The sequence below is a fragment of the Desulfomicrobium macestii genome (assembly GCF_014873765.1).
In the GTDB taxonomy this organism is placed as follows: domain Bacteria; phylum Desulfobacterota; class Desulfovibrionia; order Desulfovibrionales; family Desulfomicrobiaceae; genus Desulfomicrobium; species Desulfomicrobium macestii.
In genome coordinates this window covers 22047-40826 of the sequence record NZ_JADBGG010000016.1, presented here as the reverse complement: position 1 = coordinate 40826, position 18780 = coordinate 22047, and the positions used below count along the sequence as shown (strand labels likewise).

General features: G+C 59.6%; 23 protein-coding genes. 1 reads left to right on the top strand and 22 read right to left on the bottom strand.

What is annotated here, in order from left to right; genetic code table 11:
• The first annotated feature begins 346 nt into the window (after positions 1 to 346).
• Positions 347 to 3514, top strand: coding sequence for a transporter substrate-binding domain-containing protein (locus H4684_RS11455; protein WP_192623833.1), 3168 nt, complete (start codon positions 347 to 349; stop codon positions 3512 to 3514).
• 153 nt (positions 3515 to 3667) lie between these two features.
• On the opposite strand, the gene H4684_RS11450 is transcribed toward H4684_RS11455, so the two are convergent.
• The 22 genes from H4684_RS11450 to H4684_RS11345 form a co-directional block, all read right to left on the bottom strand.
• Complete coding sequence (locus H4684_RS11450) at positions 3668 to 4858, bottom strand: ImmA/IrrE family metallo-endopeptidase (RefSeq protein WP_192623832.1); 1191 nt, start codon at positions 4856 to 4858, stop codon at positions 3668 to 3670.
• Positions 4842 to 5156: a type II toxin-antitoxin system HigB family toxin gene (locus H4684_RS21260; RefSeq protein WP_092190866.1), complete on the bottom strand. Its 315-nt coding sequence runs from the start codon at positions 5154 to 5156 to the stop codon at positions 4842 to 4844. Before H4684_RS21260 ends, H4684_RS11450 begins: the two co-directional genes overlap by 17 nt.
• A 561-nt stretch (positions 5157 to 5717) precedes the next feature.
• Positions 5718 to 6710, bottom strand: coding sequence for a phage major tropism determinant (locus H4684_RS11440; RefSeq protein ID WP_192623831.1), 993 nt, complete (start codon positions 6708 to 6710; stop codon positions 5718 to 5720).
• Between the two features lie 54 nt (positions 6711 to 6764).
• Entirely contained in the window at positions 6765 to 7088 is a 324-nt protein-coding gene (locus tag H4684_RS11435) for a hypothetical protein (protein WP_192623830.1), read from the bottom strand.
• Position 7089: 1 nt separating this feature from the next.
• Complete coding sequence (locus tag H4684_RS11430; RefSeq protein WP_192623829.1) at positions 7090 to 7434, bottom strand: hypothetical protein; 345 nt, start codon at positions 7432 to 7434, stop codon at positions 7090 to 7092.
• Positions 7424 to 8110: a DUF2612 domain-containing protein gene (locus tag H4684_RS11425; protein WP_192623828.1), complete on the bottom strand. Its 687-nt coding sequence runs from the start codon at positions 8108 to 8110 to the stop codon at positions 7424 to 7426. Before H4684_RS11425 ends, H4684_RS11430 begins: the two co-directional genes overlap by 11 nt.
• Positions 8103 to 9272: a baseplate J/gp47 family protein gene (locus H4684_RS11420; RefSeq protein WP_192623827.1), complete on the bottom strand. Its 1170-nt coding sequence runs from the start codon at positions 9270 to 9272 to the stop codon at positions 8103 to 8105. Before H4684_RS11420 ends, H4684_RS11425 begins: the two co-directional genes overlap by 8 nt.
• Positions 9272 to 9625: a hypothetical protein gene (locus tag H4684_RS11415; protein WP_192623826.1), complete on the bottom strand. Its 354-nt coding sequence runs from the start codon at positions 9623 to 9625 to the stop codon at positions 9272 to 9274. The genes H4684_RS11420 and H4684_RS11415 overlap by 1 nt, the downstream gene beginning before the upstream one ends.
• Complete coding sequence (locus tag H4684_RS11410) at positions 9622 to 10389, bottom strand: Gp138 family membrane-puncturing spike protein (RefSeq protein ID WP_192623825.1); 768 nt, start codon at positions 10387 to 10389, stop codon at positions 9622 to 9624. Before H4684_RS11410 ends, H4684_RS11415 begins: the two co-directional genes overlap by 4 nt.
• Entirely contained in the window at positions 10389 to 11318 is a 930-nt protein-coding gene (locus H4684_RS11405; RefSeq protein ID WP_192623824.1) for a phage protein, read from the bottom strand. The genes H4684_RS11410 and H4684_RS11405 overlap by 1 nt, the downstream gene beginning before the upstream one ends.
• Positions 11315 to 11629 (bottom strand): phage baseplate plug family protein, encoded by a 315-nt coding sequence (locus tag H4684_RS11400; RefSeq protein ID WP_192623823.1) that lies wholly within the window; start codon positions 11627 to 11629, stop codon positions 11315 to 11317. The genes H4684_RS11405 and H4684_RS11400 overlap by 4 nt, the downstream gene beginning before the upstream one ends.
• The gene (locus H4684_RS11395; protein ID WP_192623822.1) at positions 11629 to 12162 is read right to left on the bottom strand and encodes a phage baseplate protein; all 534 of its coding nucleotides are present in this window, start codon (positions 12160 to 12162) and stop codon (positions 11629 to 11631) included. The genes H4684_RS11400 and H4684_RS11395 overlap by 1 nt, the downstream gene beginning before the upstream one ends.
• A complete protein-coding gene (locus H4684_RS11390; RefSeq protein WP_192623821.1) occupies positions 12159 to 13811 on the bottom strand; it encodes a phage tail tape measure protein in 1653 nt (550 codons plus the stop codon). Before H4684_RS11390 ends, H4684_RS11395 begins: the two co-directional genes overlap by 4 nt.
• The gene (locus H4684_RS11385; RefSeq protein ID WP_192623820.1) at positions 13808 to 13960 is read right to left on the bottom strand and encodes a DUF6889 family protein; all 153 of its coding nucleotides are present in this window, start codon (positions 13958 to 13960) and stop codon (positions 13808 to 13810) included. The genes H4684_RS11390 and H4684_RS11385 overlap by 4 nt, the downstream gene beginning before the upstream one ends.
• A gap of 26 nt (positions 13961 to 13986) precedes the next feature.
• Positions 13987 to 14442, bottom strand: a complete 456-nt coding sequence (locus tag H4684_RS11380) for a phage tail assembly chaperone (protein WP_192623819.1) — start codon at positions 14440 to 14442, stop codon at positions 13987 to 13989.
• A 9-nt stretch (positions 14443 to 14451) separates the two neighbouring features.
• Positions 14452 to 14907, bottom strand: coding sequence for a phage protein (locus H4684_RS11375; RefSeq protein WP_192623818.1), 456 nt, complete (start codon positions 14905 to 14907; stop codon positions 14452 to 14454).
• 12 nt (positions 14908 to 14919) lie between these two features.
• A complete protein-coding gene (locus H4684_RS11370; protein ID WP_192623817.1) occupies positions 14920 to 16398 on the bottom strand; it encodes a DUF3383 domain-containing protein in 1479 nt (492 codons plus the stop codon).
• Positions 16399 to 16414: 16 nt separating this feature from the next.
• Positions 16415 to 17023, bottom strand: coding sequence for a phage neck terminator protein (locus H4684_RS11365; RefSeq protein ID WP_192623816.1), 609 nt, complete (start codon positions 17021 to 17023; stop codon positions 16415 to 16417).
• Positions 17020 to 17376, bottom strand: a complete 357-nt coding sequence (locus tag H4684_RS11360) for a hypothetical protein (RefSeq protein WP_192623815.1) — start codon at positions 17374 to 17376, stop codon at positions 17020 to 17022. The genes H4684_RS11365 and H4684_RS11360 overlap by 4 nt, the downstream gene beginning before the upstream one ends.
• A gap of 5 nt (positions 17377 to 17381) precedes the next feature.
• A complete protein-coding gene (locus tag H4684_RS11355; protein WP_225940381.1) occupies positions 17382 to 17927 on the bottom strand; it encodes a hypothetical protein in 546 nt (181 codons plus the stop codon).
• Between the two features lie 29 nt (positions 17928 to 17956).
• Entirely contained in the window at positions 17957 to 18355 is a 399-nt protein-coding gene (locus H4684_RS11350) for a DUF4054 domain-containing protein (protein ID WP_192623813.1), read from the bottom strand.
• Positions 18356 to 18357: 2 nt separating this feature from the next.
• A complete protein-coding gene (locus tag H4684_RS11345) occupies positions 18358 to 18777 on the bottom strand; it encodes a Rho termination factor N-terminal domain-containing protein (protein WP_192623812.1) in 420 nt (139 codons plus the stop codon).
• Between the last annotated feature and the right edge of the window lie 3 nt (positions 18778 to 18780).

Sequence of the window (18780 nt, the reverse complement as noted above, 5' to 3'; positions counted from 1 at the left end):
GGGGTTTGTGATGCATGCCGATTGGAAAAGAGTACCCTGCATCAAGGGCCGTGCCTTGAGCCAGCTGTCCTGGCGGCTCTGTGGCATGCTGAAATATGTAACCTACCTTTTCCACTCGCGAAAGGGAAAATTTGAAACTGGGTCGCCCGAGGAGTGGTTGCCGGTGGAAATGAGAGCATATTTTCATCGTGCAAAATGAATGATTCACTCTCTGTCACGGATTTCTGCATCAAATAGAGGCAAACGCGAGCCAATTTTTTTTAGCATGCCTTGAGATTTTCATGGATGTAGTCCACAAGGGCGTCAGACACTGAATACTGATATCCCAAGGTGTTCCGAAAAAAACATGAGCGTACAAATCATATTTGCATCCGACGACTCGAAACATTCGGGCATGCATGCGACCAGACCGGGGCGGCACATCGCTGCACTGCTCGCGTTCATGCTGCTCGCACTCATCCTGCAAGTCCCGCGAACCGCCGAGGGGTCCGAGCCATCGGCGCCCGTCGTGTCGGCAGCCGAGATCGATTATCCGCCTTTTTCCGTTGTGGACGGCTTGGGCCGTGCAGACGGCTTTTCCGTGGAACTCATGCGGGCCGCCCTTGCGGTCATGGGCCGCGACGTCACCTTTCGCACGGGCCCTTGGAATGAAGTCAAAGGCTGGCTGGAAAAGGGGGATGTGCAGGTCCTGCCATTGGTTGGCCGCACGCCCGAGCGCGAAGAACTCTTTGATTTCACCGTGCCCTACATGACTCTGCATGGGGCCATCGTGGTGCGTTCCGGGACGGATGATATCCAGGATTTGGCCGATCTGAAGGGGCGGCGTGTGGCTGTCATGCGGGGTGACAACGCCGAGGAATTCCTGCGGCGAGAAGAGCGTGGCATGCAGATCCAAACCACGCCCTCCTTTGAACAGGCCCTGTACGAACTGTCACAGGGACATCATGACGCCGTGGTCGTGCAACGACTTGTGGCCTTGCGCCTCATCCCTCAAACCGGACTTGGGAATCTGAAGATTGTCGATAATCCCATCGAGGACTTCCGGCAGGATTTCTGTTTCGCCGTCAAAAAAGGCGATAGTCGCATGTTGGCCCTGCTGAACGAAGGGCTCGCCATAGTCATCGCCGACGGGACCTACCGTCGCCTGCATTCACGCTGGTTCGCCGCCCTTGAACTGCCGAAAGACCGCCGCATCATCGTGGGTGGTGATCATCAGTATCCTCCGTTCGAGTACCTGGATGAAAAGGGAAGCCCGGCCGGCTTCAATGTCGAGCTTACCCGGATGATTGCCAGGGAGATGGGGCTTGATGTCGAAATCCGTCTCGGGCCCTGGACTGATGTGCTGCACGACCTGGAGCGAGGCGAGATCGATGCTGTTCAGGGAATATTCTATTCTGTGGAGCGGGACCGTAAATTCGACTTCACTCAAGCCCATTCGGTGAACAATTACGTAGTTGTGGGGCGACGCGGAGAAAATTTCGATCCGGGTTCGATAAGCGATCTTAAAGGCAAGAGCATCGTCGTCCAGAAAGGAGACATCATTCACGACTATCTGTCGGAGCGAGGCCTGGAATCTCAAATTTCCACGGTGGAGACCCAGGAGGACATGCTGAGGGCATTGTCCGAGGGGAAATATGACTGCGCACTGGGCCCCCGCATTATCGCCCTGCACATCATCAAGGCGCTTGGACTGACAAATCTGGCCCTGAGTCAAAATTCCTTTTTTTCCCTGGATTATTGCTATGCCGTGCCCAATGGCCATGCGGCGCTTCTGGCGCAGTTCAGCGAGGGACTCCAGGTGATCAAGGATTCCGGCGAATACCGCCGCCTTCACGAAAAATGGATGGGCGTGTACGAACAGCCAATCCTGACATTTGTTTCCATCCTGCGCAAGATCGCCATGATTCTGGTGCCGCTGCTTCTCCTCCTGCTCGGATTTTTTCTTTGGTCATGGGCGCTGCGTAGGCAGGTGAAAATGAGGACACGGGAACTCCGGGAAAGCGAGGAACGTTTCAAAGCCCTTCACAATGCTTCCTTTGGCGGCATTACCATCCACGACAAGGGCATCATCCTGGACTGCAATCAGGGCCTCTCCGAAATAACGGGCTATTCCACAGACGAACTGATCGGGATGAGCTGCCTTATGCTCATATCCGAAAAATCCCGCGACATGGTTATGCGCAACATCCTGTCCGGGCACGAAAGCCCCTATGAGGCGTTAGGCATTCGCAAAAACGGGGAAGTATTTCCCGTTCGTCTCGAAGCGCGGAACATTCCATATAAACAGGCGAATGTACGGGTCACGGAGTTTCGGGACATCACGGAACAAAAACGGGCCGAGGAAGCTCTGCTCCAGGCAAAGGAGCAGGCAGAGTCCGCCAGCCAGGCAAAAAGCGAATTTTTGGCCAACATGAGCCACGAGATTCGTACTCCGATCAACGGGGTCATGGGCATGCTCCAGCTCATGGAAACCACGCCTCTTGATGCCGAACAGACTACTTATATCCACATGGCCACAGAGGCCGCCAACCGCCTGACCAGACTCCTCTCGGACATTCTGGACCTCTCCCGGGTCGAGGCGGGCAAGATGGAGATCCGAGAGGGACCCTTCCAGATTCAGGACATCATTGATTCCGTGTCCGGACTTTTCGCCGTCACGGCCAGAAACAAGGGTGTGGCTCTGGAATGCAGCCTTGCCCCTGGCCTGCCCGACGTCCTGGTCGGAGATGAAATGCGGGTGCGCCAGGTGCTTTTCAATCTGGTGGGCAACGCCCTCAAGTTCACGGAGCGCGGCAGGGTCGTCGTGGACATCGAGGCCCTGCCGGTCAAGGACAAAGATGAGTATCGCGTGCATTTTTGCGTCAAGGATACAGGCATAGGCATCGCCCAGGACAGGCTTGGTGACATCTTCGAGCCGTTCCGGCAGGTCGAAAACTCGTTCACTCGCAGTTATCAGGGCGCGGGGCTTGGCCTGTCCATCGTGCAACGGCTGGTCGGGCTCATGCACGGGGAGATCACCATCGAGAGTTCCCCCGGCGAAGGCACGAGCGTGCATGTCGTCCTGCCTTTCAAGATGGACCGCGAAAACCCGTCAAAAACCGTTGAACCCGCCGTCATCAAAACCGGCGCTGGATTCCGCGTGCTTCTGGTCGAGGACGATCCATCCAACCGGATTCCAACCCAAAAGCTGCTGGAAAAGGCCGGACACGAGGTCACCCTGGCCGAAAACGGTAGGCAGGCCCTTGAACTGCTGGCCGAAAACGACTTCGATTGCGTCCTCATGGACATCCAGATGCCCGTCATGGATGGAATCGAAGCGGCGCGCATCATCCGGGAATCCGTGGCCCTTGGCCCAAAAAAGAACATCCCCATCATCGCCCTGACGGCCTATGCCATGGAGGGAGACAGGGAGAAGTTCCTGGCCGCCGGAATGAACGGATATGTGGCCAAACCGGTCGAGATCGATTCCCTCCTGCAAGGAATGTCCGACGCGATGGCAGGGCAGGGGGCTTAGGAGGCCGGCGGGTCTTGTTGGTTCACAGGATATTCGAGGTTATTCTCGCATGCCGTCCAGAGACAGGAGGTCGTTTTTTTGTGGGATGTTCAAGGCTGCGGTAATTTTTCAAAAAATATCCATTACCGTCTATAACAAGCCCCGATTTTCAACTCATTTTTCGAGAAAAAATTTCCGTACCTCTCGGTGTCCAACAAGCCCTGAAAGAATATCGTATCGATTTCTTTCATATCGAACACGCCCTGCGATCAACGCAGGATGAACTTCCATTTTGCTTGCCAAGTCAGTGACGTGCTCCTTGTTGGGGTGTTGTACATTTGTGATTTTGGAACTTTTCCATATTTCAATTGGAACAACGGCATCTCTTGCAAGAATATTAGCTTCATGTTCTCTTATATCAACTGTTTGAGATTCAAGATCATCGAGAATGAGGCTGTTATCTTCTGAAAGATGCTTGATGACATGGGCACATTCATGGAGCAATGTGAACCAATAATAATCAATCCTGTCGTACCGCAACGTCAGTGCGACAATCGGTATGCCGGATTGAAGAATGGCAGCGCCGTCCAGCTTGGTATGGGAGAAGTGTGGTTCAATAACCAGTTTGATCCCTTTTGAGCTGAGGTACTCAACGGCCTTCATAGGTCCATCGCTAAATATACTCAGCCTTGCCAGACGACTTAGAAATGTCTCATCTAGATTGCGATCGTAAGTACCCGTTGTTTCGATGCGCTGCGCCTTGAGTTGGACACCCAATAGCCAGGCCTGGACAGCGTACATGTCGATATCCTTTGCAGTTCTGGAAATTCCGCATCGATAACACGCCGTAGGCAGGCAATCGGGTTGACCCACCTGTACCATGAGATTGCGGACAACTTCCTCGGCTCTATCCGTGAAGTCTTTGGTATCTTCAATCCAGCCGCGATTGGTCATCTCCTTGATAGGAAACTGACTCCAGTCAACATCTGCCAAACCCTCGGGCAACTTTTTGCCAGGCTCCTTCAGGAGGGTGTCTGCTGGGATGCCTAAGCCTTTGTGAAGCGAGCGGATCATTTTTAGAGTCAGCTTTCTTTTGCCGGCAAGCACTTCGGATACTTTGCTTTTCGATCCAATAAAGGGGATAAGATCTTTCTGCTTAAGCCCTTTCTGGTCCATGACAAATTCGATAGCTTCAAGCGGAGTAGGCGGCGGTACAGGATGATTCTCATCTTCATATGCGCCTATGAGAGTCCCCCAAACCTCCAGTTCATCAAACTCAGGGCTGCCTTGCTCCGAGTCGAAAATTTTTTCGACCCGAGCCAGCGCCGCTTCGTAGTCGGCATCTGTCTTAATGGCACGGATCATCATACGTCACCTCTGCTGCCTTTATTTTGTCGTATTCGGCGTGGGTTCCAAACCATTTTACATACACTTGGCCAGCTTCAAATCGAATCCAGGCTATAAGCCTGAAATTGTTTCCTTTAATGTTGAAAATATACCTGCTTCCACCGATATGGTCGGCGCTGGGGAAATCTTCCTTCAACTTTGCGTGATTCGCGTACCGTTTCTTCGAAACCAGATCATACCAAGCCAGAAGGCTTCCTCTCGCTCCTGCATATTTCTCGCAGTAGCAATTTAGAGTTTTCCGACTGAGTATGTTCATGCCTGTTATCTAAAAGTTCCCATTTTTCTTGTCAAGAAATTGTTCCCTTAATGGGAACTTTAAGGGGCGTCAGGCACCGGGCCTCGTCGGGTTGTTATCAACTTTGGCTGATTATGTTCGCCTTGTCCGCGCGGCCTTGTTGCCGGTTATCTTTGCCGGAGGACCAGCATTTGGTGCGCTGAAAATCAGGGAACGGGATCGGCTTGCCACTTTCCGTATTGAAGGCGTGTGTTGAGGCCAGTGGCAAATTCTCATTTTGCATGCATATGCAAATGATCGGGGGGGGGATTCAGCCAGGGAATACGCTGTGCTTTGGCGTTTGGAGACAAATGATCGAGGATTGGCCAACGAAAGGCGTCAATCCTGTGTAACGCGCCATTTAGTTTTGGTCCAAGTGACGCTTAGTTTTGAATTTTAAAACTGGCCTCATTTTGTTAACCGAGGCTCTGCCCGACACCATCAATTCCTCGTCTCGTAAACACCCCATTTTGGAGCAAAATTCTCCTGATTGTACCCGCGTTAACAAGCCCCGCTGTCGCGGGGCAAGATCAGGGTTCTGGATCACAGGGAGTCACAGACGCCGCGCAGGCCGACAACGCCACCCGCAGCCCACGGATACGCATACGTGTCGAGACAACGCGCGCCGCAGTACACGCCGATGCTCCAATGGCCCCCGCCAGCGAACGCACGCCAGGAAGCGTGGTTCACGCTACCGCGCGGAATAGCGGCGTCCTGGCCGACGTTTACGACCGCAGCGCTCCATGCCCATGTTCCGCCAATATCATAGTGATCATCGAGCCATTCCCAGAGATTCCCCGCAGCGTCCACGACATTATACTGGCTAACAGCCTTGGCCACCGCCCCAGCGAGCGCCGGGCCCGTGTTACTCGGATGCCCCCAGGCCGTGTCATTGCTCGAATTCGAGCCCTGAGGCGCTCCCTCTGCGTAGCGCAGAAACTCTTCCACCGTCGGGAGGCGCTTGCCCGCGTTGCTGATCAGCTGGTGGAAGTCGGACCGGCTGTAAATGTTGTCACGGATCAGCGCGGCCCCATATCTGCTCACGGGAATATTCTCCGGCCAGGTCCCAGGCCCTTCCGAGTTCAAATAGATATCCACCCAGAGGCGGCCAGGGACAACTTCCACCATGCCCGACGGGTCGCAGGACGGACGATGGTGTAAGTCCCAGCACGAATTCGGTACGATGCCGACAGGCGGGACGTATGTCGTATTGTACCTGTAGGCGATGCCGCGCACCCGGCCGACGTGGAACCCGCCGACCTTGCGGCTAGTCTCAGCAGACTGCCCGACCGGATACGTTGAATTCTTGGACGCCAGCCACGCCGCAACGCCGCTTGGATCTGGAACGGCATATATATAGATGTCGTCTCCAAGCGTGAGGCTCGAAAAGGACCCGTCGTTGTTGCCCTCGGCAAGCGGATCCCACCCCAGAGCCTGACGCAAGAGATACCCTTTGCCGTTGCCGCCGATATTGACCATCCCCTCGGGGAGCGAAAGCACTTCGCCGCCTGGCTCCTTGGAAATAGACCCCAGCAAGCTAAAAAAACCGGCCGCCTGGGCCGGGATGATGAACAAATCTCCCGCTGCCATTTATGCCTCCTGAAGCTCTGTAATTTTGGCGAGCACATCGCCTTCCGAATACCCTAAAATCTCAATGGTTGCGCCCTGTGCGAAGGCGCGGCGCTCCTGTCTTCGGCGCCCGTCTTCCTGTTCCAGAACGATATACTCCGGGGCCTCCCCATCGGGGGTCTCCCCCTCATCAAGATACCTGTCGAACTGGTAGTCCCACCGGCCCGACAAGAGCCCTTCCAGGTGGCGAATAACGACCCGCCTATCCACCTCGCCCCGCAGGGCCGCGGCGTGGATCCGCTCATAGTCTTCGCGCGTCTGCAGGCGCGCAGGAACTCCGTGCATGCTATCCCTCCTGGATGGCCAGACAGCCATCGATCGTAGACAGGTTGATAAAAGAGGCCGCCCTGACGGCAGCCACAAGACCAGCTTCCAGCGCGTCCAGGTCCCCATCGTCCAGCACGCCGGGCGCGTGCCTGTTCGCGATGAATTGAGCAACGCCGGCCGCAATATGGGCGGCCTGCCTGTTGGCCCTGTTCTGGATCTCCAGGCGGGCAAGCCCGGGCTGATGCCCACGAAGCCGAAGCGTGTGGGCGGCGTAACTCGCCAACGGCTCCAGCTCTCCGGCTGCCTCTGTCGCGTCCGGAGCGAACGGCAGGATCTCGCTCACAGCGCCTTCGTTAAGTGGCATAGTCGCCTCCTTCTATAGGTATGAGTTTCTTGGCCCACGATCCCGAGCCCCACCCGGCAAGCGCCTCGGACTCGCAATTCCAGGCAAAGAGCGGCCCCGGCGATACGGCGACCGCAAAAAATTCCACTTCCACACCGGCAGGCTTGAGGGGGATGTATTGCTGCAAAAGCAGCTGCTGCATAATCGCGCTCATAGGCATTGCAGAAATGCCGACGATCATACTCATGTCCCCGGAATCCTCGATAAAAACCACGGACCCTTCCACCGAAAACGCAGCCGCCCAAATCTCGTAAGCGGACGGGATGGTCCCGTCCCACGAGTTCGCCGCGATTTTGGCCTTGAGTAGGGTCCTGTAAACATCGTCCGGGAGGCTCACGACGCCCGTTTCCGGGTCGTATCTCCCCCGCCAAATCCCTTGACCCCACCCCAGGCCGTCCACGTTCCAGCTGAAATACACGTCATCGAGCGGAGCCCTGACATTACGGGAGCGGCCAACACGCACGCCTACCGCATCGAGCTGCACGCCGACAGCCGTGTCCACATCAAAAGCGTGGCGCATGTCCTGCAGCATGGCCTCCAAGTCACAAAGCGGCTTGACCAAGGCCTCCACGGCAGCAGCAAAGCGCGGACGCTGGCGATGCTGCGAGGTGATCAGATCAAGATATCTCTCAGGCACTCACCACCTCCAGTTCGACATCATCAAGGGCGCAAGACGCGGCCGCGTTGAATGCGATGGATAGGTTTTCAGCCGAGAGGATTTCACTGGCCCCGATCTGCAGAGAGAGCACATCGAACGATCTTCGGCCGGGCACGGGCTCAGCGGCGTTGATAGGGGTGTACAGCTTGGACAGCATCACATCTTCGCCGATTTCGAGGGCGCTGATGTGGGCAGACAGGTTTTTGCGGATCGTCTCGCCCGTAGCCGAGACATAGCCGGAGAGGGGGCGGATAGACACGCGAACGGCCACGGCGACCGGGGTCGGCCGGAAAAACTTGATTACGCTTGCGGATCCGTAAACATCCCTGAGACCCACCTCGACATCGCCATGCGTCCCGCAGCCAGGCGTCTTCTTTAGGGCTATGGCCGTGGCGACAGCCTGGGCGTCACCGCCTTCGACAACCAGGGACACGCTATGGGGCGGGAGGCCGTTGCCATCCTCCACCGAGGAGTCGTTTTCATAGCCCCGGCACCTGGTCACACCAGGGACCGAAGAGACGCCGCCTACAATCCCGTCAAAAACGGTCTGGGACGGAATGGCGGTGCTGATGCGCTGCCGCCCCCTAAGGTCCGCATCCGTCTCTACGGCAGATCCGGGCACGGCCGCTTCTGCATTCGTCACCGCTTGCCAGCCATAGACCGGGGTCGCGATATTCGTGATCTCTCCGGCGGCGGCGCGGATCTCTCCCGGGTCCTCGGCCAGGGCCGTGACGGTGATCTCTCCACCGACAGGAATGGTCAGGGCTGGCAGAAGCCAGCGCTGGTCCGCCGAGTCCGTGACAACGCCGCCGGTGACGGCCGTTCCCGGGCGGCCAATTACCCTCAAGTCCACCTGGCTGTGGGATGCGCCGCGACGACGCAGGCCATTCACCTTCACCACACTGGACAACCCGGCACCCTGGGCAGTTTGGGGCGAAAACGCGTTGTACACGCTGGCCGCCAAGGTGTGGCAATCATGGATCCGCAGGGCGAAGATGGACAAAAGCTGGCCTTCCTGGGAGTCCGGCTCCAGGTAGACGTCCGGGCCGAAAATTCCCCGGAACTCCTCTTTCAGATCCTCCAGGATCTCGGAGTAGTCCGGGATGTGGACGCCATGCTCGTTGATATATGCGGTTGCCACTACATCACCTCCTGAACTGTTGTCGGGCCGTAAACGGTATCGATGGTCAGGTTGACGGTCAGGCGCCGCGTTTCGCCATCAAGAAAGCTCTCGTAGCTCGTGATGGCGGCCACGCCTTCGGTTTCACGAACCCGCTCCCGGATCACGATGTCATAGCTCTCCTTGGTGTGCTTCCCAAGGACGGCCGGGGCGTACGGCGTGCCCTCGGCCAAATCGAGGAACCATTCCCCGCGAAGCAAGCGCAGGCGGGTCACGACGGCCTGAGCCACCGCCAAGGGAGTGTCCCGCAGGTAGTCGGCATCTCCATGCCCCATGATCATGTCCCCCTTGTCGTCGAGGCGGCGATACATCATTGCGGCACCCCCGTCGTTCCGCTACCCGGCTGCGTGTCGCCGTGTCGGTGTCCCATCTGGCTGATCCCGCCGGCCACCTGGTCGCCGGTGCTCGAAATGCTGCCCGTAAAGCTCGCCTGTGAATCCCCGCCACCAAGCCCGGACATGGACAGGCTGTTCGCCTGAATGTTGACGACGGGAGCCGTCAAATTGATGCTTGTGGACGCCTCCATGGTCACGTCGCCGCCGGGGGAGAGCTCGACCTTCGCGGCCGGGTTCTGGGCAAGGATAGTGTAGTCTGGGGCCATGGTGACGTGCGCCTGGCCGTCATCGGTCCGCAACTGAACGCGCTGCGTGTCCACGGCGGGAGAAAGAGTCTTGGCCCTGGCCCTGGGGCCGACCAGGGCGAATCCATCAGAAAGATCGTGCATGCGGCTGTCCGGAGTCTGAGCGACACCGCCGCTTTGCCACCACCCGTCAATGCATCGACTCGCGAAGACGACCAGGCAGGCGTCCCCGGGCTTGATCGGGTGCGTCAGCGTGAACCCGCCCCCGGAAGGAAACACCACCGGGACATCGACCAAGAGCGGGAGATTGACAGCCAAGGCTTTGCCAGCCTCGTTTTCCTGCATGCCCTGGATAGCTGGCTGCACGGCCACAGTCATGGCCTGGGGGTCGAACGACTCCACCAGCCCGGGCAGCGCCGTCCACATTTCTGCCTGCTTGCCATCAAGGGCGGCCCTCAGGCCTTCAACCGGATCCTCGATTCGTTCTCTGCGGTCCATCAGCGCACCATATCCAAAGGGAGGTAAGAGGTGTCATCCAGGCCGATACACAGGGCGTCGGCGTACCAATCGTTTCCGCGCGTATCCCCGACAAAGTCCAAGCGCAGGATCCGGTACAGTCCATCATGATCCAGGCGCGGCGGATAAAGGGCGCGCATCTTCAGGTCAGTCTTGACCTGCTGCACGCTCTTGTTGTCGAGCTTGATCCGTCCGCCGATGCGCAGCGAAGGGTTGAGCAGGCAGCGGACTTTGATTCCCTCGTTGGTCTGCTCAGGTGTCCCGATCAGGCCGGTCTCGTGCGTCAAGACTACGGCCTCTCCGGGGAGATATCCGGACGCCTTCACGACCTGAACCTTGCCGTCCTGGAAGGACCATTCGCACCCGGAGCCACTGGCGGCATCCCTCATATGTTTACGGGCCATCCCGTACATGACCTTCCCGCGCGGCAACCCGTTGCCCCCTGGGTCTGTCATGTGACCTTCCTGGACGCCTTTCTCGGAGAATGCGCCCTGGCAGACTTTCATACGATCTGCCGGCGTGCTCCCGGCCGCCAAAGTGGTATTGACCACGGCGTAGTTGTAAGCCCAGTCCCCGTCCGCCGCGATGATTTCAAGCCAGGTGTCCGTGCCGTTTTCGCGGCCCCGGCGGACCTGCCTGATGTTTCCGGAAAAGATGATGCCGAAGCCGCCCTGGTACCCGGCTTGAAGCACCACTTGGGAAAACTCTCTGCGGATGGAGTTGGCCGTGGCCTCGGACGGATTGTAGACGCGGATCTCTGCGCTGTTCGGGGTCTCGACAGCCCCCTTCGACACCTTAAAAACCACGCGCAACTCGCCAAGTTCAAGGCCTTGCCCATTACTCCCGGCTACAACCAGGGAGCATTCGCGCAGCCACTGGCGTCCAGCTTCTGGGGCCTTCTGTTCGGTCACGCTTCCTCCACAACAAAGACCAGGTCCGCGCCGTCGCCAAGGTTTTCAAGCGTAGGTGGGAGCGATGAATCCACCCAGAGTTCGCCGCCAAGCCCCAAATAGGCGTGCTGTTCGAGCAGGTCGCAGCCGGTCGTAAGAGGGACCCCGGCCAGAATGGCAGAGGCCCCGTCTTGGCTCAAAATATCCAGGTGCCAGCCGCCTTCCTCTGCCTCGAACCATCGCACCCGCAGGCGGTATTCCGTCCCGGCCAGCGTGATGCCGAAGCTTTGCGGCTCCGGAGCCAAGGGGATCGTGTAATAGGATCTTGCCATCAGCCCAGCCCTCCCTTGAGCATGCTTTGCCGCTTCTGGGGCTGCTTCTGACCCTTATCCTCGGTGCCACCCGTCTTGGAGGCAGAGCGTTGGCGGCTCCTCGGGACAGTGGCCACCCTTGTCTTGACGATGATCACTTCCCGGCACTCGGCCACGAACGCCAGAACCGCCTCGGAATCTGGGTCCGTGATCACGCTCAGGCGCTCCAGGAGCATGTTCTTGTACGCCCGCTTGCCGGTGATGATATCGAAGGGCTCGCGGCTGCGCTGCAGCTCCAGGAGCTGTTCATAAAACTCGACGCTTGGACGGCCGCCGCTGTCGGACTCCCGAGCATCGGAGACGCCGCCCCGAATCGTCACCTTTTCAGCCATCCGGAACGCGTGGTCATTGATGCTTGCGCCCTGTTCCACCGGGTGCTCCGTGATCTGCAGGCTGTCCTCGTGGGACTCCTCGACGACCACGTCGGGGAACAGCTCCCCCAGGGATCGGCGGGGGCGGATCAGAACGGGCTCCTGGCTCTGCGACATGCTCATCTTGCCGCCCCTCTCATGTGGCGCACCATGTCAGCGTTGACCTGACCCTGCTTTGCCGCCGCGCGCTCTCCGGCCACAACCGGGTCGGAGGTCGTAATGTGAATGTCCGTCTTGGCGTGCAGCTCCATGTTCCGGGCCGCTGCCCCCTCCATGACCGCCGCCTGGGACGGGGCCGGGGCAAGGGCCGGGGCGCTGGTGGCCTGCACCGAAAGGGACGCTTCGGCCATGGCCGAAAGGCCGGCCTTGTCCTTGACCCAGTCGGGCATCCACTCCATGAGCCCCGCAATCTTGCTTCGCACCCAGTCGACAGCCTGCCCCAAGATGCCCGTGATGGACTGCGCAGCAGCGCTTGCCCACCCGGCGAAGTCGGGGAAGTTCTGTTCGACTCCGGACCACATGCCTTCAAAGATGGCGAGAACCGCACCGGCCAAACCTTGGAACGCGCCAAGGGCCGTGTCAGCCAGGTTCAAGAAGAGCGCTTTTCCGGCCTCTATGGCCGCCGCCAGGTCGCCGTGGAACAAGGCGATCAGGATGTCCGCCAGAAGCTGGGCGGACCGGATCACGCGCCCCAAGGTCTCGCGCATCGTCTCCAAGGCGGAAGCGATGGCCGCAATGGCACCCTTGCCGAGTTCGAGCAGCAAGCCCGCCAGCGGCTTCAAAATTTGAACGACCTGGTCAATGGTCGCAGCCCAGGGAGACCAATCGAAATAGCTTTCCCCGCCCTCCATGAAGGTCAGGTAGTCGTCCACCAGGGCGATGATCCCTAGGAGCCCGGTGATGATCATGCCCATAGGCGTGGCCAGAAAGCCAAGATTCAGGAGCTTCCAGGCCGCAACCAGGCCCACCAGCCCAAGCACCAGGCGCTGCTGGCCATCGTCCAGGCGGTCGAACCAATCGACCAGGCCGGAGATTACCTTGACGGCGCGGTAAACAAAGGCGCTGATCACCGACGACACGCGAAGGACGATGCTGATCAAGAACTCCATCACCCGACGGATCCGCCCGAAGTTCTCGACCACGACCTTGCGCAGGTCCACCAGGTCGCGACGCATGCGCCCGATAAACGTCACAGCCACGGCCTTGGTCAGCATGGTGGCCACCGTTTTCAGCTTGGCCAGCTCAGCCAGAAAGCCCTTAGAGGCTTCCGCAGCCTGCTTGGCGTCCGTCCCGGCCACGGCGTACATCTTCCGGAATTCCTCCCGGAGCTCCGAGACATCCGACGTCAACATGGGGATCAGGGTCCGGTCGATACCCATCCGGTCGGCAAAAAGCTTGCGCTGCACTTCGGACATGCCGCGCATGCGATTCCCGACAACCTCCAGCGCCTTGGCCGCGTCCCTGATTCGAGGATTGCGAGAAACCAAGGCCTCCATGCTCCTGGTCACGGCGTCCAGGCTGGACCCGGATTGCTCGGCCACATAGCCCAGCTCTTCCAGCCTATCCGTCGTGGTACCGAGCTTTTCCGCCTGCAGGGCCATCTCAGACTCTGCCGTGGCCACCTTCACCATCCCGGCAAAGATCCCGGCCGCCGCGAGCTTCACAGCCACACCGAAAGCCGCGACCCTCGTCAGCGACGATTTCAGCGACTGCTCGTCAGCTCTGAAGCCCACGGAGGCTAGGAATTCGGCGATGACTCCGCCTGTGCTCATTGCGCTTGTCCTTTTTTGGAGGCCATGTAGCGGCGCTCGTTCTCATGCCGTACGGCCAGGGCGTCATTCATCAGGGCGATGTCCCCCAGGGACACCGTCCCGTCCTTCAAACTCTCGTATCTACACATGCCTTCAAGCACCGGCCTCATTATCCAATCCTCTCCCCCGGGCAGGCTCACCCATGTGACATCTTCCGGAGCATCCCCCCCAGGCCGGAAAGGGAGGGCAGGTCGGCGAAAAAATCAGACAGATTCACCGCCATGACCTTGGCCGAGATGGTCAGCATTGCGGGCAAAGACAGGCTGTACATCGTCGTCCCGCCTTTTCGGACAGGAGCCCAGCCGCCACCCGGGTTCTTGCATTCAGCCGCCTCAAGGCACGCGTTGATCACGTACTCCGCGTCCGCGTCGGACAATGCGGCCACGGCCTCGGCAAGCGAGGAGACAACCGGCCCGATGTCTCCGGCCACGTCCACGACGTTCCCGGCATCATCCTTCTTGAGCTCAAGATCACTTCCAGCCAGGCCGGCCAGCTTGCCGAGGCAAGGGGCCAGCCTGCGCACCACGTGCAGCTGCTGAAAGGCATCCATCTTTCCGGCCCGAAAAACCCTATCCTTAACGCTAAATTCCATTGCTCACTCCTAGATGATTTCCGGCGTTCCAGAGCCAAGGACCGTGGAGATCTGGCCCGCGTGGAATGTCCAGGCCAGCTTCCCGCCGTCGACCGCGTACGGGTTCGAGGGCATCTTAGCGAAGGCCACCTGTGTGCAGGTGACGGCATCTCCGGACTGGGCATTGCGGATTGCAATCGTGTTCCGCCCGTGGTTCTGGCTGGATCCGGTCTGGTAGTTGTAGAGGTTCTGCAGCTGGGCATTGACCGGGCTGGTCCGCAAAAGCGTAACCGTCACAGTGCCCGACTTGTCCCCGCGAAGGCTATGCATCACCGAGCCATCCGCACCCACGGTCATAATGTTCTTGTCGCCTGCGGGCTCGATGACGATGCCTTCCTCGGCATTGCCGGACCCGCTGCCAAGTTGAAACGATCCTCCAGGGCCTTCCAGGGCTGCCTGGACATCCAAAAAGCTGTACGCTCCCATGCTTCTTACTCCTTAACGGTTCACGTCCACCTGGACGTCGACAAAGTGCACCGCACCGGCCAGCTTGACCGCAACCTGAATGGGCGGGGCCTTGCGCTGTTCACGCTCGGACTGAGGCTGCTCATCGATAGGCTGGGCGTAGATGTACCACCCGGAGGGCAAGTAATCCCCGCGCTGCAGCTGGCCAAAGCCATCCGCGTTCCAGGTGCCCGGGGCCACCAGGCCATTGTTTACGGCTTCGGCCAATACCTTGGAAATTGTGGTCACGATCTGGTTCACACCGGCGTCGGTCTGCGGGATCTTCGTCTTGCTCTGGTACAAGAGGTTGTAGCATTCGGTCTGAATCGCGTTCTGCAACCAGTCCAGGCCGTGCACTTCGTCGAAGAACGCGCCGTTTGCCATGACGCCTTCCTGCAGGATGGCCGTGTCGTTGTCGTAGCGGACAAAGACGTTGCAGCGCTTGGAGGCCAGCGCCTGAGCCTGGGTCTCGGTCAGCCCCTCGGCCACCACGCCGGGCTCTTGCTTGAACTTGAGAGTGATGGTCGACCTGTTGGCGTTGAAGTTGACAGTGAAGGCCCGGCCAGCGGCAGAGCAGGCGGCGTACTTGTTGCGGCTATACTGAACAAAGGTGCGCAGGCGGGACAGCGCCTTCAGGCGGGAGGCAAGGTCATCTGTTACCGTGGACGAAAGCACCCGGCTGTTCGTGATGGTCGTCATGTAGATCCGGCTCTTGGAGCTGGCTTCCACAAACCCGGCCACAGCTATATGCTCGTCATCGGCGAGGGTTTCCGCAAAGGTCAGGCCGTACCAGTCGCCAGAAGCATCAGCCAGGGCGGCCGCGCATTCCAGCGGGGTTTCCGCGTCCATCCCGGCCACCAGGGGCAAGGCGAGCTCTTCAGTCAGGGCCATGCGCGCGGACAGGTCTGTTCCGGTCCCGGTGGCCTGGGCGAACCCTATCGTCTGCCCGTCACCAGCCGTGACCGAGGAGATGACGAAGCTGGCTCCCGTCCATTCGCAGGCCGCGCCCTCCACCGCCAAGGCTGCGGAAATAACGGATGCAATGCCGTTCATGTTGGTCTGTCCGGTGAAGTCCAGGCCCGTCACCGTCGCCCCGGCGCCATTGATCACAAGCCCCAGGCTGCCGTTGAGGATCGTGTTCCATGCGCTGGCGTCCAGATCCGCGTCCGCAACCAGGCCGCCCTTGAGGTACGCCGGGCTCGGAGTCTTGACCCATTTGCCGATGGCCAGGATCGAAGGCTTGGGGCTCTGCGAAAAGAACAGTTCGGCAGCCGCATATTCGGGAGACTGTACCCCGAAGTCGTCGGCAATGCCGGAGATGCCGGTGTAGAGGCGGATTCTCTCGACGTGGTCAATGACGTCGCTTGCCCCCACAATACACAAGACGCCGAAGTTACGGCGGGCCGCCGCAAGCGGCTGCAGGTTGACCGTCACCTTGACGACGCGGTCCACGGATAATGCGTTTTGAGCCATGATTTTCTCCTGGGCGCTATTCGCCCGTGTTATCTAGCCAGCAGGCCCTGGGGCAGGAGTCGCATCCCGTAGGCACGCTGATTCCCGGCGCGTAAACACGCCCTGAAACTTGTACGATGTTGAGCGTGGGGCATGTCCGCCTGGTCTCATACTGCAGGACCATGAGCAGATCGGAGCGAGCCAGCCACTGGGCACGAACCACCTCGGGAACCTCTGTGATGTCGCTCGCCCTGGTCAGTGCCAGCCCGTGGGGCCGCAAAAAAGCCCTGTTCTGCTCCAGGTGCGATCCGTCCCGCAGGGTCTCGGCCAGGTCCATGGATTCGGGGCCGTAGAAGGACGCGAGAACCGAAAGCTCCCTGGTCGAGACAATCTCATCTTGGCCGTCACCAACTGCAGCGTGCTTGATGACGGGCAGGCCGATCCGCCTATTGCCGACGATGCCGAAGGCACACCAGCCAACCCCAGGCGCTGGAACGCGAGGAACCGCGGCTTGCCACCTCGGCCTCACCAGGTCCCCGGGCAGGCCCGCCACTCCGGCGATGAAGTCATGCAGGATGTCTTCAAGGCTGGACCGGCCAAGCCCCGGGCTGACCGTGAGAAAACCGCCGGTTGCGCTCGTGTTCACGGCTGCACCTCCAGGACCGCCACGGCCTTGGTGAAGCCCGCGTGCTCCCTCCAGGCCTCAGCCGTTGCGACGCGGTACTTGCCGCCACGATAGTGCACCAGGTCGGCCTGGATGGACCCACCACCGGCGGAAAGTTCGGCAGGCGTGAAGATGAGAATGGATTCCTTGGCCCGGTCGCCTTCGGGCAGAAGCTCGCGCTCCTTTCCCGGCGCGGGCTGGATGTTCCCGGCGGCAGAGACCAGGGCCGAAGAAGTCTCCGCTCTGCCTTTGGCACTCACGGTTTCCGTGACGCGCTCGTAAACAAAGGCAGCTCCGCCCATGTCCGGGTCCATCAGGATATCGAGAAGATCCATGCCCATCATCTCACCACCAGGGCAGAATTGCCCTTCTTGCGAACCACGTAAGTGTAGGCCTTGCGAAGCTGGCCCGTGTCGATCAGCGGATTGACCGCGCCGCGTTCGCGGCGGCTCTTGCCATAGGTGGCCACGGTCCGGCCGGACTTGCTCGTGCGCTCCCCGATCTTCTTACGGGCGTCCAGGGTAGAGTCCGCCAAGGGTGGCCACTCGTTGCTCACAAAACGAGCGCGGACAGCGTTCTGCCCGAGGATTCCGATCTTGTTCAGCGCCGTGTTTACGGCGGCCGCATTGCCTATCAATGCCTGCCTGGCAGCGTCCTTCAGGATCTCGACCGCATCCTTTTGGATGTCGTCGATGCCAGGCAAAAGAGAAGGGCGCGGGGGGAGCCCCCGCTCAGGAACTCCAAACTCATGCACGTAGGCCAGGAGCGCATTCGAAGCTCCGGAGTCTCCGGCCGCCTCGCGGGAGGTCTTGTCTTCGGGGACGCCGATGAAGACGTCCTGGGAAGTCAAGGCCGCGAGCGCCTGCCGGACGGCAGACAAGTCCATGCTGACCTGCCTGACACTGAGCTCCGGATTCATACGACCATTCCCCCAGCGCCTACGAGCTGCGCCATTTGCCAATACTGCTTCCCGTAGATGGTATCGTTCCAGTGACCCGCCCCGATGTTGCCAGTGGCCGCAGCCCCGGCCCGGGACTCGCTCTTGGACACGCCGCCCACGGACTTGCTGACCGAGACAACAGGGCCGGCGGCCGCGTCCATGCCGCCGGTCCCGTCCTGTGACTTTATCGCCGCCCGCTCCAGGGTCAGATGATGGGCCGCATGCAGACAGCACCCGTCAGCCCACCAATCCCCCCAGCGCTCCGCAGAAAGCTGCTTCTCAGCCAAGGCCAAGGCAAACAGCACGCGGCCATCCGGGAACAGCTCCACGGTGAACTGGGGAAACGATTCTCTGAATTCCTGTACGGTCGGCACGGTTAATTCTCCTCGGGTTCGGTCTTGGCTTCGGCATCAGGGTCGACGTTACCGGCGGGCGCGTCGGGATCTTTACCCTTGTCGCCATCCGGATCCTGGCCGCTTTCTTTTGCCTGATCCGCTTCAAGGATCATGGCGACCAGCGCGTCTTTTTTCGGGGAGCCCTGTACCTCGATGCCCATTTCGGCAGCCATCTTCTTCAGGCTGGAAACGGTCATCGAACGCAGCTTGTCTTCCGAAAGCCCGGTTTCATCGGCATCATCCGGGAGGACCGCAGCGCGGCCCTCCCGAATGCATCCCTGGACAAACCAGTTCCCGAGCTCTTCTTCAGAGAGTTCATGCACACCGGGCGTAAACACCCGCATCTTCTCCCCCGAGGCAAAGCGAACCGAGAACGTGGACGAAACAGAGATCTTTTTCATGGT

Coding starts and splice junctions, on each gene's coding strand:
- H4684_RS11415 (WP_192623826.1), bottom strand. CDS start 9,625: ATGATGTATCGCCGCCTCGACGACAAGGGGGACATGATCATGGGGCAT.
- H4684_RS11435 (WP_192623830.1), bottom strand. CDS start 7,088: ATGCACGGAGTTCCTGCGCGCCTGCAGACGCGCGAAGACTATGAGCGG.
- H4684_RS11395 (WP_192623822.1), bottom strand. CDS start 12,162: ATGAGCATGTCGCAGAGCCAGGAGCCCGTTCTGATCCGCCCCCGCCGA.
- H4684_RS11370 (WP_192623817.1), bottom strand. CDS start 16,398: ATGGCTCAAAACGCATTATCCGTGGACCGCGTCGTCAAGGTGACGGTC.
- H4684_RS11400 (WP_192623823.1), bottom strand. CDS start 11,629: ATGGCAAGATCCTATTACACGATCCCCTTGGCTCCGGAGCCGCAAAGC.
- H4684_RS21260 (WP_092190866.1), bottom strand. CDS start 5,156: ATGAACATACTCAGTCGGAAAACTCTAAATTGCTACTGCGAGAAATAT.
- H4684_RS11430 (WP_192623829.1), bottom strand. CDS start 7,434: ATGCCACTTAACGAAGGCGCTGTGAGCGAGATCCTGCCGTTCGCTCCG.
- H4684_RS11380 (WP_192623819.1), bottom strand. CDS start 14,442: ATGGAATTTAGCGTTAAGGATAGGGTTTTTCGGGCCGGAAAGATGGAT.
- H4684_RS11390 (WP_192623821.1), bottom strand. CDS start 13,811: ATGAGCACAGGCGGAGTCATCGCCGAATTCCTAGCCTCCGTGGGCTTC.
- H4684_RS11360 (WP_192623815.1), bottom strand. CDS start 17,376: ATGGATCTTCTCGATATCCTGATGGACCCGGACATGGGCGGAGCTGCC.
- H4684_RS11410 (WP_192623825.1), bottom strand. CDS start 10,389: ATGGACCGCAGAGAACGAATCGAGGATCCGGTTGAAGGCCTGAGGGCC.
- H4684_RS11355 (WP_225940381.1), bottom strand. CDS start 17,927: ATGGACTTGTCTGCCGTCCGGCAGGCGCTCGCGGCCTTGACTTCCCAG.
- H4684_RS11455 (WP_192623833.1), top strand. CDS start 347: ATGAGCGTACAAATCATATTTGCATCCGACGACTCGAAACATTCGGGC.
- H4684_RS11345 (WP_192623812.1), bottom strand. CDS start 18,777: ATGAAAAAGATCTCTGTTTCGTCCACGTTCTCGGTTCGCTTTGCCTCG.
- H4684_RS11385 (WP_192623820.1), bottom strand. CDS start 13,960: ATGAGGCCGGTGCTTGAAGGCATGTGTAGATACGAGAGTTTGAAGGAC.
- H4684_RS11450 (WP_192623832.1), bottom strand. CDS start 4,858: ATGATCCGTGCCATTAAGACAGATGCCGACTACGAAGCGGCGCTGGCT.
- H4684_RS11375 (WP_192623818.1), bottom strand. CDS start 14,907: ATGGGAGCGTACAGCTTTTTGGATGTCCAGGCAGCCCTGGAAGGCCCT.